The following is a 14,903-nucleotide window of genomic DNA, read 5'->3' as shown; positions in this document are numbered from 1 at the left end:
AAGGCCAATTCCGGCCGGGGAGTGTCACGCCATGACCGCCTCTGCAACGACCAGTTCCGCCGTGCCATCCCGCCGTCTCGGGATCATCGGCAGCATCGTCGGCGTGCTGGCACTGATGGCGGCCGTGCTGCCGCACTGGGTCGTGCCGATGGTATTTCCGCCGCCGCCGGCGGATCAGGTCATCGTCGACACCGGGCATCGCATCAAGGACCGCGTGATGGCGCGGGTGAAGGGCGTCGAGTACCAGGCGCCGAAGATCGAAAAATCCGCAGGCCGAAGCTGGAGCGAAGCCGCGTCCGCCACCGCGATCTCGCTCGGCCTGCTCGCCATCCTGCTCTCGGTGCTCTCGCTGATCTCTAGGGAGGAGCGGCTCCTGGCCGGTGTCGCCGCCCTGCTCGGCACCGGCGCCATCGCGATCGAAATCTCCTTCGTCATGATCGGCGCGCTGATCCTGATCGCAATCCTCTACGTGGTCGGCAATATCGTCGGCCTGCTCTAGGGCCGCTGGCCACAAGCCCCCGTCCTCATCCTGAGGAGTCCGCTGAAAGCGGGCGCCTCGAAGGATGGCCGCAGGCGAGAGCCGGGCCTTTCATGGTTCTCCCGGCGGTGCGAAGCCGGTCCTCGTACCCGGCCAGCGCAATTGCTACCGCGCGCAATTCCCTATAGTTTCCGCCCGAAACAGGCCCCGCCCCACCCCATCAGGACAGCGAGAATCCATTTGGCGCCCATCCAGTACATCGTCGAGGGCGGTCACCGGCTCTCGGGCTCGATCGAGCCGTCCGGCAACAAGAATTCGGCGCTGCCGATCATCGCCGCCGCCCTGCTCACCGAGCATCCGGTGACGCTGGAGAACGTGCCGCGGATTCGCGACACCGAGACGCTAGTCGAGCTGATCCGCTCCGTCGGCGCCGCGGCGGAATGGACCGCCCGCAACACGCTCCATATCCACGCCAAGAGCATCAGCGCGGCCGACCTCGACCCCGAGCTGTGCGTGCGCATCCGCGCCTCGATCCTGCTCGCCGGCCCCCTGCTCGCCCGCTGCGGCGAAGTGATGCTGCCGCCGCCCGGCGGCGACGTCATCGGCCGGCGGCGGCTCGACACCCATGTGCTGGCGCTCGAACAATTGGGCGCGAAGGTCACCGCGACCGACCGGCTCGAATTCCGCGCTGCCAAGCTCGCCGGCGCCGACGTGTTCCTGGACGAGCCCAGCGTCACCGCGACCGAGAACGCGCTGGTCGCGGCGGTCGCCGCCGACGGCGTCACCTATTTGCGCAACGCCGCCTCCGAGCCGCATGTGCAGGACCTCGCCAATTTCCTGGTCGCGCTCGGTGCGAAGATCGAGGGCATCGGCACCAACACCATGATCATCCATGGTCCCGCGACGCTCGGCGGCGCGACCTACCGGATCCAGCCCGACCATATCGAGGTCGGCTCGCTGATCGGCCTTGCCGCCGTGACGCGCTCGCCCTTGCGCATCACGCGCGCCGGCGTCGAGCATCTGCGCTCGATCCGCATGGGCTTCGAGCGTCTCGGCATCGTCTGCCGGGTCGAGGGTGACGATCTCATCGTGCCCTCCAACCAGACCTTGAAGATCCAGGACGATTTCGGCGGCCACGTGCCGAAGCTGGAAGACCAGCCCTGGCCCGCCTTCCCGGCCGACCTGATGTCGATCGCGATCGTCACGGCCACGCAATGCGAGGGCGTGATCCTGATGTTCGAGAAGATGTTCGAGTCCCGGATGTTCTTCGTCGACAAGCTGATCGCGATGGGCGCGCGTATCGTTCTCTGCGATCCTCATCGCGCCATCATCGCAGGTCCGAGCCGGCTGCACGGCGCGACCATGACCTCGCCCGACATCCGCGCCGGCATGGCGATGCTGCTCGCGGCGGTCTGCGCCGAAGGCACCTCCACCATCAACAACGCCGACCAGATCGAGCGCGGCTACGAGCGCATCGAGGAACGGCTGAACGCGCTGGGCGCGAAGATCAAGCGCGTGCCGGAGCGGAAGGGCTGATCTCCGGCTCCAATATGGAAACGGTCTCGTGCCCCGGACGCGGCGCAGCACGCAAGTGATGCGCCGCTGAACCGGGGCCCATGCTGCCGAAAGCTCCGAGCGTAGCTACCGGGTCCCGGCCCTGCGGAGCAGCGCCATAGCGTGTCGAAGACGCGCGTAAACGCGCTTTTTGGCGCTGCACCGCGTCCGGGACACGAGAGCACGGCATCGTAGGGTGGGCAAAGCGCAGCGTGCCCACCATTTTCAGACCGTGGGCACGGCGCTAGCGCGCCTTTGCCCACCCTACGATATCGAGCGAGCGCACAGAGCGCAGGCCATATTTTCTTGAAATTGGTTTCAAAGCCCGGACGCAGTTGAAGCTTTCCTCTCCCTTCTCCCCTTGCGGGAGAAGGTGGCATAGGCGGCCTACGGCCGCCGTTCTAAAGGACGCCGAAGCGGAGCTTCGGCGATGGCGCCGGATGAGGGGTTCTCTCCGCGTGCTCGAACTCCAAGATGAGTTCGCGGGTAGAGAACCCCTCACCCGTCTCGCCGCTACGCGGCGATCCACCCTCTCCCGCAAGGGGAGAGGGTCAGAGAGCACAGGCCATGTTTTCGTCGCTCGGCCGTGCTATGCACCCCGCCATGCTCGACACCGTCCAACAACATTCGCAGCCGCAAGCCGGCGTGCCACGGGGGCTTCTCGCCGAAGAGTTCGTCGAGACGCTGCGGCTGGCCGTGCCGATGATGCTGACGCAGCTCGGGCAGATCGCGATGATCACGACCGATCTCGCGATGATCGGCCATCTCGGCGAGAGCGCGGTCGCCGCGGCGGCGCTGGCGCATACGGTGTATTTCGTCAGCTTCACCTTCGGGCTTGGCTTGATGTCCGCGGTATCGCCACTGGCCGCGCAGGCGTTCGGCGCCGGCGATGTCCGGCGTATCCGCCGTTCCCTGCGCGTCGGACTGTGGGTCGCGCTGCTGATCTCGCTGCCGATGATGGCCTCGCCGCTCTATGGCGAGCAGATCCTGCTCGCGCTCGGCCAGGCGCCGCAATCGGCTGCGCTGGCGCAGCGCTATCTCAACGGTCTCGCCTGGGGCATCGCGCCGGCGCTCGGCTTCATCGCGCTGCGCAGCATGATGAGCGCGGTGAACCGGCCGCAGGCGCCGCTGTGGATCACGGTCGCCGCGATCCCGATCAACGCCGTGCTGGTCTATGCGCTGATCCACGGCCTGTTCGGCCTGCCGGAGCTCGGCCTGTTCGGCGCGGGGCTTGGGACCACGCTGGTCAATCTCGGCACCTTTCTCGCCGCGCTCGCCATCGCAGGGCTGCGCAAGCCGTTTTCCGACTATCGTCCGCTCGCCCATCTCTGGCGGATCGATTGGCCCCTGATGCGCCAGCTCGTCGCGGTCGGCGCGCCGATCTCGTTTTCGCTGCTGCTGGAATATGGCCTGTTCTCCTCGGCCGCGCTGCTGATGGGATTGATCTCGACCACGGCGCTCGCCGCGCACCAGATCGCGCTGCAGGTCACCGCCGTGCTGTTCATGGTGCCGCTGGGCATCGGCATGGCGGCGACGGTGCGCGTCGGCCATGCCTTCGGCCGCGGCGACATGATCGGCTTAAGGCGCGCGGGCCTGGTCGCGGCCGCGCTCGGGGTCGCCTTCGTCTCGACCCTGACCGTCGCCATCGTCCTCGGCCGCTACCAGCTCGGCCGGTTGTTTTTCGGCAGCGGCGAGGCCAGCGCGGCAACGGTCGAGCTGACCGCGACATTGCTGCTGGTCGGCGCCACCTTCTTCATCGCCGACGGCCTCCAGACCATCATGGGCGGCGCGCTGCGCGGCATCAACGACACCAGGATGACGCTGGTGTTCGCGGCAATCGGCTATTGGTGCGTCGCCTTTCCCGTCGCGTGGCTATTGGCTTTCAACGCCCATCTCGGCGCGGTCGGCGTCTGGATCGGATTCTCGGTCGGCTCGTTCGTCTATGCCGGCCTTCTGGTCTTGCGCTTCCGGATGCTGGCGCGCAGACTGGCGGGATGACCGGACAGGTTCGCGAAATCGCCCCCAATGTCGACGCCGGCGCGGTGCTGGCCGGCGCGCAGTTCATCGACGCGTTTCGCGTCGACATCGGTGCAGCGGCGGTCAACGCCCGCGAGGCCTGCACGCGGATGGTCTTGAACGAGCCGGGCTGGATCAGTGCGCTGGTGCGCCTGCGCAACATTCTCGTCACGCCATTCGGCCTGAAGAAATCGGGTGAAGGCGCGCCCGCGCCCGGCGGCCTGATCGGGCTGTTTCCAGTGTTGAGCGAGACGCCGGAGCGGCTGATCGCCGGCTTCAATGATTATCACCTCGATTTTCGCATTGTCGTGGACGTGGCCGGGGATGCACCGAGCCGCGAGGTCACATTGACCACGCTGGTGAAGACCAACAATCTTCTCGGTCGAACCTACCTCTTGATCATCACGCCGTTCCACAAGGTCGTGGCGCGCAGCATGATCGGGGGGATCGCGGAGCCGGTGCGATGACGCTGTCCGTCGACCTCTTCTACTCCTACCGCAGCCCCTTCAGCTATCTGGCGCTGCCCAAGACATTGAAGCTCGTCGCGGAGTATGACCTCGCGGTCAATCTGCGTCCGGTCTATCCGCTCGCGGTCCGCGTGCCCGGCTTTTTCAAGAAGGCCAGCCCGAACTTCATCCGCTACGTCGTGCTCGACAGCACGCGCGTGGCGCAGCACGAAGGCATTCCATTCCGCTTTCCGAGGCCCGATCCGATCGTGCAGGACAAGACGACGTTCGACGTCGCGGCCGAGCAGCCCTATATCCATCGCCTGACCCGGCTCGGCGCCATGGCGCAACTCGAGGGACGCTCACTCGCATTCACCGACGCGATCGCGCGCGTGCTGTGGGACGGTTCGGTCGCGGGCTGGAACGAGGGCGACCATCTCGCGCAAGCCGCCGGGAAGGCCGGCTTTGATCTTGCCGCCATGGACGCCGCGATCACTGCCGATCCCGATCGCTACGAGCAGGTGATCGCGGAGAACGAGAAGGACCACGCCGCGTCGGGCCATTGGGGCGTGCCGACCTTCGTGTTCGAGACCGAGCCGTTCTTCGGCCAGGACCGCATCGACCTCCTGGTCTGGCGCATGGCGGCGAAAGGGCTGGCGAGGCGGTAAAGCCCTGCTTCGCTCGAAAGCGCTTTAGCCCGCCGACGTGAACCGATATCTCCAGGCGCACGACTGAAACGTGGTGCCCCGATGCCGGCGGCGCCTTCGGAGGTCGCATGCATCTGGCAAAATTCTTCCACCGTCCGCCCGGCGACGACGATCGCGAGCTGATGCTGATCCCGGGTCGCGACCCCATGGTGATCGGCGTCCACATGAACTGGAAGGGCGATCCCGATTCGAACGAATTCCTGCGCAAGACATTTTCCGGCATCGCCGACGCGGCCTCGGCGTTTCGCCGTCACGTCGCCGATCTCGTCGCGGCCGGCTATGTCGAGACCGGCCACACCGATTACACGCTGCGCGACCTGCCGCCCGATCCACAAGCCAAGCCGGACTGGCAGAAGGGCCTGGACGAGCTGATGATCCTGGCGCTCGCCGCGCCGATGGACGAGCAGGCACGGCAGCTCGAGGCGCTCAGGGGCACGGCGGCGGAGCATGAGCCGCTCTATCTCTGGCATGCGGCGCGTCGCAGCTCCTCTGCCGAGGACGACGCGGCACGGACAGTGCGCCTCGCCGAGCAGGCGCGCGACACGCTGCTTGCACGGCGCGCCGCCGGACAGCCGCATTATGCGTGGTCCATCTACGAAGGCGATCTCGAAGGACGCATTCTGGAATTGCTGAGCGACGCCCAGCTCGAGGCCGGCAATCCCGACGCCGCGCTGAAGACGATCGAGCATCTGTGCAAGGTCGCACCGGACCAGGAGCGCATCATCAAGCGCGCCGAGCTGCTCTGCGGCTATTTTCCCGAGCGGCAGGAGGAAGCCTTCGACGATGCCTATCAATGGTCGCGGTTCGGCGGCTACGAGGACATCATGGCGCTCCCCGGCTATGCCGAATATGAAGCACGGCGCAAGGCGACAAAATCCGCCAAAGGTTGGCGCTGGAAGCGCGGCACGCCCGCCAGCAAGGCCGATGTCAGCGCCGCCGAAGAGGCGCTCGGTGTCCGGCTGCCCCAAGACTATCGCAATTTCCTGCTGAAGCGCGGCGAGGCCGAGCTGCTGGTGCGGCTGCCGGAATCCTCCTCCGAGCTGCGCTTCTATGCACCTGGCGAGCTCGCCACCCAGCAGCGCAATGTGCTCGACTTCATCGCCCATTCCGAGGACGAGCTCGAAGAGGCCTGCGCCTATTTCCGAAAGGAGTACGGCGTGTCGCTGAAGCATCTGGTGCCGGTCGCCGAGCCCTCGCAACTCAGCCGCTGCCTGCTGCTCCATGTCGAGCCCGGCGAGCGCTATGGCCAATGCTTCCAGTGGGACCATGACGGCGCATGGGAGCTGGAGCAGGAGCAGCCGAGTTTTGAAATCGCGCTGAAGGCGCTGACGGATGGCATCGCGCAGCGCGATTCGACGCAGCTCGCGTTCTTCGATCTAAGCGCTTGATGGAATGAGGCGCGGCTGATCCTCCGAAGAAGGTGTGTTCCCTCCCCCCTTGCGGGGGAGGGCTAGGGAGGGGGGTAGCCCAGCAAAAGGTGCCGGTTGAAGCATCGAGGATGACTGCGCGACGGAGAGAGTCCCCGCGTGGTACCCCCCTCCCTGCCCCTCCCCCGCAAGGGGGGAGGGAACGGAGAGAGCGTCGCTGCCGGTCGAACGCGGTTCGGTTTCAATTCACAACGCTTCAGCCCGGTTCACTCCGCCACGCGCACCGACTTGTCGCTTGCGGCTTCCGACCATTCGCCGACGACGCGGTCGAGATCGCAGAGATTCTGGTGCATCTGCTCCAGCGAGAAGCCGAGCGCGAAGAAGCGTTCGGCGGTGTCGCCGGGCTGGCCGCGGATCAGGCCGTCCTGGCGGACCGACGCGACCGCCTCGGCGTAGTGCTGGAGCGCGACGTGGACGGGATGGATCGGCGGCGCGCCGGCGCCTTCGCGCAGCGCGCTGGCTGCCGAGCGCAGGAAGCGCGCGATCACGGTCGAGACCTCCGTGAGCGGGCCTGCGAGCCGCGTCTGCACCTCGGCCGGCAGCGGCACCACGGTGGCGCGGCCGATCATCACGACGTCGTGGCGCAGCCGCAGCACGGTGCGCAGCAACGGCCCGGTGTCGGGCCCGCTCGACAGCCGCACCGCGCGCTCGCGCTCGGCCTCGGCACCGATGGCATTCATGCCCACCATGGCCGTGCCGATACCGTCCTGGATCCGGTGCAGCGCGTCGTTGTCGCGGCCGCGCGTCAGGCCCGCGAGCAGCTCGGTGAAGGCATCGGCGATCAGCTCGAGCAATTGTGCCGCGGCGGCCCGGATCTGCCGCACCGCGCGCGAGGGCAGCACCAGGAACGAGACCAGCAAGCCGGTGATGGCGCCGACGCCCACTTCGCTGACACGGTCGATCGCCGAGGCCATGGGATCGGAGTGATGCATGGTCGGGACCAGCAGCACGATGATCGCGGTCACCGTCGCCGCGTTGAGGCTCGGGTTGATCGCGGCCACGAAGGCGAGCGGCGCGACCGCCAGCACCAGCAGCGCCAACAGGCCCACCTCGGTGGAATAAGGGATCAGGACCGCGATGGCGCCGCCATAGATGGCGCCGCCGATGGTGCCGAGCACGTAGTCGCGCGTCGCCTTCAACGAGCGGCCGACGCTCAACTGGGTCACGATCAGCGAGGTCAGCACCGCCCAGAGCGGCAGCAAGAGATGCAGCGCGGTGGCGATGGCATAGGCCGCGGTCGCGGCGACCGTGACCCGGATCGCGAGGCCCAACTGCGTGCGCCGCGCCCGGACCCGCTCGAACACCTTCCCTGCGAATGCCATGCTCGACTGTCCCGGTCCGATCCCAAATCACCAAAAGCATGGCTGATGCCCGCGGCCGCAAGGCCGCTTGAAAGGCCAAATCAGCCCGCCTAACTTGCGCGCCAAAACGAGGAAACACGATGGCCCACGAAACCGCAACGCTCGCCGCCTATGTCTTCAATCTGAAATACCAGGATATTCCGGCGGAGGTGCTGGAGCGCGCCAAGGTGCTGACGCTGGACTTCCTCGGCAGCGCCATCCGGGCGCGGCGCGAGGCGGAATCCACCCCGTCGATGCTGAAGATGCTGGAGGCGCTGGCGCTCGACACCAAGGGCGAGTCCACCGTGTTCGGCGACACCAAGACCTGGACCCCGGCGGTGGCGGCGCTGCTCAACGGCGCGCTCGGCCATTCCCTCGACTTCGACGACACCCACGCCGATTCCTCGCTGCATCCGAGCGCGCCGGTGGTTCCGGCCGCCTTCGCGGTCGGCGAGATGGTGGGCGCCTCGGGCCGCGACGTGCTGACCGCGATCGTCGCGGGCTATGAGGTGTGCTGCCGGCTCGGCAATGCGCTCGACCCGACCTCGCATTATGCGCGCGGCTTCCATCCGACCGCGACCGCCGGCACCTACGGCGCGGCGGCGGCCGCGGGCAAGCTGTTCGGCCTGTCCGAGACGCAGCTCGTCGCCGCGTTCGGCGTCTCCGGCAGCCAGGCCGCGGGCTCGCTGCAATTCCTGGTGAACGGCGCCTGGAACAAGCGCTACCAGGTCGGCGCCGCCGCGATGAACGGCGTGATCGCCGCAACGCTGGCACGCAACGATTTCGTCGGCGCGACGGAATCGGTCGAGGGCAAGCACGGCCTGCTCGCCGGCTACACCGACGATGCGCATCCCGACAAGGCGGTCGCCGGCCTCGGCAACACCTACGAGACCATGAAGATCGGCGTGAAGCCGTATCCGAGCTGCCGCTACACTCATGCCGCGATCGACGCGCTGATCGCGATGCGGCGCGAGCACAATCTGACGCCGGACCAGGTCAAGCGCGTCGAGATCGGCCTGCACCGCAACGGCATCACGCTGACCGGCGATGCCGCGACCAAGCGGCATCCGACGTCGATCGTCGGCGGCCAGTTCTCGATGTTCTTCACCGGCGCGCTCGCGCTCGATCAGGGCTCGTTCGGCTGGGACGATTACAACCGCCTTGGCGATGCCGCCATCGACGCGCTCGCCGACAAGTTCGACGTGGTGCAGGACGACCGGCTCGAGGTCGGCCGCACCCATCCGTTCGGCGCCCGCGTCAGCATCACCACCGACGACGGCGTACATGAGCGGCTCTATGCCGATCCCTCCGGAGAGGCGACCTCGTTCCCCGACGCGCAGGCGATGCAGCAGAAGTTCTTGACGCTGGCGCGTCCGGTGCTGAACGCGCGCGCGGAGAAATTCGCGGATGCAATCATGACGCTGGAGCGGTTCGATCGCGTGACGAAGGCGACGGAATTGGGGAGGTAGCAAATTCTCGCGGCGCAGACGGTGCACCCTCTCCCCTTGCCGGAGAGGGTGGCTCGCCGCGTAGCGGCGAGTCGGAGAGGGGTCTCTCTCCGCGGACACCTTCACAGAGTTGGGTTCGCGGACAGATACCCCTCATCCGGCGCTTCGCGCCACCTTCTCCCGCAAGAGGAGAAGAAAGAGCAGCGCTCCGCTCCTCTCAATCCGCACCCGCCATTTTCCCCTTCTCTCGTGTCGCGGCCACCACGTCGCGCACCAATTCGAACACGCCGTCCGCTTCCGGCGGGGTGTTCGGCGAGCGGCCCAACCGCACGATCACCAGTTTCTCCGACGGGATCACGATGGTGTATTGCCCGATCGTGCCCTTGGCGAAAAAGGCATCGCGCGGCCAGCCGTGATGGACGCGAAACTTCGCGCCAAAACTGTCGCCCTGGTTGGTCCAGAAGCCGGCGCCGATGCCGACCCATGCATTGGGCGTCGCCGTCGCCGAATAGTTCACCCAACCTTCGGGCAGGATGCGCTTGCCGCCGACAACGCCCTCGTTGAGGTAGAGCTGGCCGAAGCGCGCCCAGTCGAGTGCGGATGCGAGCATCTCGCCGGAGCCCTCGATCGTGCCTGCAGCGTCGAGCTGAAGCGTGACGTTGTTCATGCCGAGCGGCGCGAACAATTCGCGGCGCGCAAAGCGGAGCGCGTCAGCGGGCTTGCCGCCGGCGGCATCGCGGAGCAGATGCGCGAGGATGACGAAGTTGCCGTCGTGATAATTCCACACCGTGCCCGGCGCGGTCGCAAGCGGCGCGCGCTCGGCAAAGCTCGCCATATCGTCCTCGGCGTATTTCATGGTGTTGACCGGCTCGAGCACGGAGCCGAGCGAGGCCTGCAGCGAGCTGCCGAGCGCAAGGCCCGCGGTGTGACGCAGCAACTGGTCGACAGTGATCGCATGGCGCGGATCATCCGGATTTTGCCAGGCTGCGACGGGCGCGGGCCCGTCGAGCGTCAATTTACCCTGGCGCACGAGAATGCCCAGCAATGCAGACATCACCGACTTCGTCATGGAGAAGCCGAGCAGTTGCGTCTCCGGTCCGATGCCGTCGGCATAGCGCTCGGCAATGACGCGGCCGTCCTTCATGACGACGATGGCGCGGGTGCGGCGATAGGGCGGCTGCGCGGGCTCGGCGAAGGCGCGGTCGAGCGCGGCTGCCAGGACCTCGCTTTGCGGGGCCACGATCTTCGGACCGGCGATCTCGGGGAGCAACGTGGGCTGCTTATCGTCAGGCGGCAACGCAACGGCGGCGACCCCCTGGCCGTGCTCGAGCGCGCAACCAAGTCCTTCACGATAGACGGCATGGCTGCGGCCGATCCCGAACAGGGACACCGTGACATCCTTGTGCGTGCGATCGACTTGAAAATCCATCGCCCGGGTGAGCAGCCCCGCGCCCGGCATCGCGTCGATGGTCTCGGCGAGGTCGCGCACGGGATCGAGGCCGGAGACGAACACCTCCGAACAGAGCGTGTGGGCGATGAATCCAGTCGCAACCCTGGGCACGTCGCGGGCCCGCGCCATGCCGAACGCGAGGGCGGCACAGGCGATGGCGGTGGTGACAAGGAGGATCTTACGGCGACGGGTCACCGGCTTTTCTCCGGCTGCGGGGTGTGTGCCGGAGAGCGAGCCGGATGCGGGCGATACGCGCTCGCCGGATTTGGAAATCGGCCTCGTCGAAACTGATCGGGGCTAGTCGATTTCGAAATTCATAAACGATTCCAATGATATGGAAATCTAGACCGGATCGGCCTTGAGCCGCCGGTACTCCGTCGGCGTCACCCCGGTCACCGCCTTGAAGGCGCGGTTGAAGGGACCGAGCGACTGGAAGCCGGCGTCCATCGCGATGGTGATGACGGGAACCTCGGCTTGCGTGGGATCGGCGAGCGCGGCCTTGGCTTCCTCGATCCGGTGGTTGTTCAGGAACACATTGAAATTGCGATAGCCGAGCCGCTGGTTGATCAGCCGGCGCAGCCGGTATTCGGGAAGTTTCAGCCGGGTGGCCAATACGCCGATGGTGATGTTCTCCTGGCGGTAGATCCGCTCGTCCGCCATCAGGCGCATCAGGGCGTCGACGAGCTTTTGATCGGCGGAATCATCGGCCGCGGGCTGACTGAAAATAGTCGGCGGCGCAGGCTCCGCCGCGGCCTGAAACAGACCTGCGCCATCAACGCGCATCATGGCATAGACGATCGCCGCGACAGTGCAGGCGAGCACGCCGGCATTGATGGTTTCGGCGACGGCGCCGACGTGCTGGCCGGCGACGGCGATCTGGAGCACCGCATTCAGCCCGCCATAGAGCGCGATGGCGCAGACGATGAAGACACGAACGCGGCGGCGGCGCTCGACCAGGTCGGCCGGCCAGGAGGCGATCATCTGTCCGACCGCAAGGGCGATGAAACCCAGCACGATCAGATTGATCAGCGTCACCGAGAGCCGCATATGGCCGCTGGGTGCGATCCAGACACAGCCTGCGAAGCTGAAGGCCATCACCAGCGCCCAAACCCCTCCGTGCCACCAGCGGAGGCGAAACTCATCGTCGAACAGGGAGCGTGTGAACAGCCAGAACACCACGATGGTGCCGGTCGACAATGCGATCAGCGGGGCACGCCACAGCGGGATCCGCGACGTGACATCCAGCGAATAGCTCACCGTATGCGCGATCGTGCTCAGTGCGAAGGCCGCACCGAGGCGGGCGGCCAGCACATTGCGAAAATCATGTAACAGCGACGCCGCCAGCACCAGCAGCAGTGCGACGCTGGCAGCGCGAAACGCGAGCTCGAGATTGGTCAGCAGCATCCGCCGGTCCGGTTGTCCATGCCGCGAACTTAGGTCAGATCGGACAGCGATTCAATTTCACCGCCGCCAATCGGCGCGCGTGGTGATCCAGGCATCCGCAGGCTTGCCGAACAGATCGATCTCCCGATCCTTCCGCGCGCCCAGGCTGCGCGCCACGGCTTGCGACGGTGCGTTCGCGCTCTCGATGCAATGCATGATCTCGTCGATCTCAAAACTGTCGAACGACCAGTCGATCGACGCCCGGGCGGCTTCGACCGCATAACCCCGGCCGCGAAATTCCGGGGCGATGCCCCAGCCCACTTCGAAGGCGGGCCAGCCCGGCGGACACCATGGACCCACGCGCCCGGCATATTTGCCGCTCGCCTTTTCCTCGACCACGAACATGCCGAAGCCGTAGAGCGCCCAATGCCCGGATATCACGGCCGCGTTACGCCAGCCGGCAATTGCGGTGGTGACCGGCTTGCCGTCCGCGGCGATGAAGCGCGCCGTGCCGGGATCGCTCAGCATCGCCGCATTCGGAGCGATATCGCTCGCGCGCCATGGCCGCAGAACAAGGCGTTCTGTCTCGATTTGGGGACCCGAGGCCTGAAGCAGCACGGCGCCGGGCTTGAGCGGCGGAATCATCACGCGTCTCCCGTTTTCAGCATTGTTCTGCTACGATCATACCAGCAAGAAAACAGGAGTTCACCATGAGCTGGCAACCTTCCAACGATCCCGTGCTCGGCGATCCCATGTCCTGCGATGCGCTCGATCTCGTCATCGTGCCGCGCACGCGCGACCTCGGCGACGGATTTCAGGTGCGGCGCGCGCTGCCGCATGGCAAGCGGCAGATGGTCGGCCCCTTCATCTTCTTCGATCATTTCGGGCCCGTGCAGTTCGTCTCCGGCAAGGGCATGGACGTGCGGCCGCATCCGCATATCGGGCTCGCCACCGTCACTTATCTGTTCGACGGCTCGATCATGCACCGCGACAGCGAGGGCAACGTCCAGGAAATCGCGCCCGGCGCAATGAATCTCATGACGGCCGGGCGCGGCATCGCCCATTCCGAGCGCACGCCGGATGCGCAGCGCGCCTCGGGCCAGAAGATGCTAGGCCTGCAGAGCTGGATCGCGCTGCCGGCCGGCTCCGAGGAGATCGATCCCTCGTTCCAGCACTACGGCGCGGGCGATCTGCCGATGATCTCCGAACGCGATTTCACCGCGCGGGTGATCGCGGGCTCGTCGTTCGGCATCAAATCGCCTGTGACGATGGTCTCGCCCTGGTTCTACACCGAAGTCACGGCCGCCGCCGGCGCAAGCGTGCCGCTCGACCCCGATCATGAGGAGCGCGCGATCTACATCGTGGACGGCGAAGTCGAGATCGCAAACGAGCGCTATGAGGCGCCGCGACTGCTGATCTTCCGCCCGGGTGACCGCATCACCGTGAAGGCGCTGAAGGCGACGCGGATGATGTTTCTCGGCGGCGATGCGCTGGAGGGGCCGCGCCACGTCTGGTGGAATTTCGTCTCCTCCAGCAAGGAGCGGATCGAGCAGGCCAAGCAGGACTGGAAAACCGGCCGCTTCGCCGCGGTTCCGCAGGAACATGAGTTCATTCCGCTGCCGGAATAGGCTAATCCGGTCTCCGGCCGCACCATCTGGCGCGGCCGGATTCTCTGCCCGAAAGATCTGCCGATGACAGCCATGCTCTCCAGCGACCTGCCCCTGACCAAGATCGGGCGCGGCAAGGTGCGCGATATCTACGCCGTCGACGACGACCGCCTGCTGCTGCTTACCACCGACCGCATCAGCGCCTTCGACGTCGTGATGGGCGAGACCATTCCGATGAAGGGCGCGGTGCTCACGCAGATCAGCGCGTTCTGGTTCAACAGGCTGGAAGGCGTGGTGCCGCATCACATGATCAGCGCCGACACCGACGAGATCATCGCGGCCGTGCCGGCGTTGAAGCCGCACCGCGCCGAGATCCTCGGCCGCGCCATGCTGTCGCGCCGCACCACCGTGTTTCCGATCGAATGCGTGATCCGCGGCTATCTCTCGGGCTCGGCCTGGAAGGAATATGCCGCCTCGGGCACGCTCGCCGGCGAGAAGCTGAAGGCGGGTCTCGTCGAGAGCGAGAAGCTGGAGCCGTCGATCTTCAGCCCGGCGACCAAGGCCGAGACCGGCCATGACGAGAACATCACCATCGCGAAGATGCGCGAGGTCGTCGGCGACGACGTCGCCTACACGCTCGAGAGCATGACGCGCGCGGTCTACACGCTCGGCGAGGAGCTGGCGCGCGAGCAGGGCATCATCATCGCGGACACCAAGTTCGAATTCGGCCGCGACAAGGACGGCCGCATCATCCTGATCGACGAGGTGATGACGCCGGATTCGTCGCGCTTCTGGGCAGTCGATGCCTACAAGCCCGGCCAGCCGCAGGCGAGCTTCGACAAGCAACCCTTACGCGACTATCTCGACGTCGAGCGCCGCGCCGGCCGCTGGAATGGAGACGCCCCACCCCCGCCGCTGCCGGCGAGCGTGGTGGATGCGACCAGCAAGCGGTATCTGGAGGCATATCGGCGGGTGACGGGGCAAGAGCTGAAGATCTAGGGCGGCTCTCGTTGTCCTCCCGGCCCCCGTGCGCAATTGCGCACTAGG

The 14,903-nt window shown here is 66.5% G+C and carries 13 protein-coding genes; 9 read left to right on the top strand and 4 right to left on the bottom strand.

Annotation, left to right across the window (positions count from 1 at the left end; translation table 11 throughout):
- Window positions 1-31: 31 nt before the first annotated feature.
- The 6 genes from yidI (at window position 32) to JQ617_RS22850 (ending at window position 6,589) form a co-directional block, all read left to right on the top strand.
- Window positions 32-499, top strand: coding sequence for an inner membrane protein YidI (yidI, locus tag JQ617_RS22875; protein WP_212028234.1), 468 nt, complete (start codon window positions 32-34; stop codon window positions 497-499).
- A 219-nt stretch (window positions 500-718) separates the two neighbouring features.
- Window positions 719-2,014 carry a UDP-N-acetylglucosamine 1-carboxyvinyltransferase gene (gene murA, locus JQ617_RS22870; protein ID WP_212028233.1) on the top strand — a complete coding sequence of 432 codons (1,296 nt, stop codon included), beginning with the start codon at window positions 719-721 and terminating at the stop codon, window positions 2,012-2,014.
- Window positions 2,015-2,635: 621 nt separating this feature from the next.
- Window positions 2,636-4,030 carry an MATE family efflux transporter gene (locus JQ617_RS22865; RefSeq protein ID WP_212028232.1) on the top strand — a complete coding sequence of 465 codons (1,395 nt, stop codon included), beginning with the start codon at window positions 2,636-2,638 and terminating at the stop codon, window positions 4,028-4,030.
- Window positions 4,027-4,515: a DUF2867 domain-containing protein gene (locus JQ617_RS22860; RefSeq protein ID WP_212028231.1), complete on the top strand. Its 489-nt coding sequence runs from the start codon at window positions 4,027-4,029 to the stop codon at window positions 4,513-4,515. The genes JQ617_RS22865 and JQ617_RS22860 overlap by 4 nt, the downstream gene beginning before the upstream one ends.
- Window positions 4,512-5,162: a 2-hydroxychromene-2-carboxylate isomerase gene (locus tag JQ617_RS22855; protein WP_212028230.1), complete on the top strand. Its 651-nt coding sequence runs from the start codon at window positions 4,512-4,514 to the stop codon at window positions 5,160-5,162. The genes JQ617_RS22860 and JQ617_RS22855 overlap by 4 nt, the downstream gene beginning before the upstream one ends.
- A gap of 107 nt (window positions 5,163-5,269) precedes the next feature.
- Window positions 5,270-6,589, top strand: a complete 1,320-nt coding sequence (locus tag JQ617_RS22850; protein ID WP_212028229.1) for an SMI1/KNR4 family protein — start codon at window positions 5,270-5,272, stop codon at window positions 6,587-6,589.
- Between the two features lie 245 nt (window positions 6,590-6,834).
- Here the strand turns inward: JQ617_RS22850 and JQ617_RS22845 are convergent, their stop codons facing one another.
- Window positions 6,835-7,950: an FUSC family protein gene (locus JQ617_RS22845; protein WP_212028228.1), complete on the bottom strand. Its 1,116-nt coding sequence runs from the start codon at window positions 7,948-7,950 to the stop codon at window positions 6,835-6,837.
- A gap of 119 nt (window positions 7,951-8,069) precedes the next feature.
- Here JQ617_RS22845 and JQ617_RS22840 point away from each other — a divergent pair, with 119 nt between their 5' ends.
- Window positions 8,070-9,437, top strand: coding sequence for an MmgE/PrpD family protein (locus JQ617_RS22840; protein ID WP_212028227.1), 1,368 nt, complete (start codon window positions 8,070-8,072; stop codon window positions 9,435-9,437).
- Between the two features lie 196 nt (window positions 9,438-9,633).
- Here JQ617_RS22840 and JQ617_RS22835 read toward each other — a convergent pair whose 3' ends face one another.
- The 3 genes from JQ617_RS22835 to JQ617_RS22825 all read right to left on the bottom strand — a co-directional run bounded on the left by JQ617_RS22835 (window position 9,634) and on the right by JQ617_RS22825 (window position 12,894).
- Window positions 9,634-11,061, bottom strand: a complete 1,428-nt coding sequence (locus JQ617_RS22835) for a serine hydrolase domain-containing protein (RefSeq protein WP_212028226.1) — start codon at window positions 11,059-11,061, stop codon at window positions 9,634-9,636.
- A gap of 147 nt (window positions 11,062-11,208) precedes the next feature.
- Complete coding sequence (locus JQ617_RS22830) at window positions 11,209-12,270, bottom strand: helix-turn-helix domain-containing protein (protein ID WP_212028225.1); 1,062 nt, start codon at window positions 12,268-12,270, stop codon at window positions 11,209-11,211.
- Window positions 12,271-12,327: 57 nt separating this feature from the next.
- Window positions 12,328-12,894, bottom strand: a complete 567-nt coding sequence (locus JQ617_RS22825) for a GNAT family N-acetyltransferase (RefSeq protein ID WP_212028224.1) — start codon at window positions 12,892-12,894, stop codon at window positions 12,328-12,330.
- Between the two features lie 65 nt (window positions 12,895-12,959).
- Between JQ617_RS22825 and JQ617_RS22820 the strand changes: the two genes are divergently transcribed.
- Window positions 12,960-13,877, top strand: coding sequence for a pirin family protein (locus tag JQ617_RS22820; protein WP_145657422.1), 918 nt, complete (start codon window positions 12,960-12,962; stop codon window positions 13,875-13,877).
- Window positions 13,878-13,940: 63 nt separating this feature from the next.
- Window positions 13,941-14,855 carry a phosphoribosylaminoimidazolesuccinocarboxamide synthase gene (locus tag JQ617_RS22815; protein ID WP_212028223.1) on the top strand — a complete coding sequence of 305 codons (915 nt, stop codon included), beginning with the start codon at window positions 13,941-13,943 and terminating at the stop codon, window positions 14,853-14,855.
- Window positions 14,856-14,903 lie beyond the last annotated feature (48 nt).

The organism is Bradyrhizobium sp. KB893862 SZCCT0404 (assembly GCF_018130885.1).
GTDB classification, from domain to species: Bacteria; Pseudomonadota; Alphaproteobacteria; order Rhizobiales; family Xanthobacteraceae; genus Bradyrhizobium; species Bradyrhizobium stylosanthis.
Note: the sequence above shows the minus strand (reverse complement) of the source record. Positions and strands in the feature narration are given on the sequence as shown.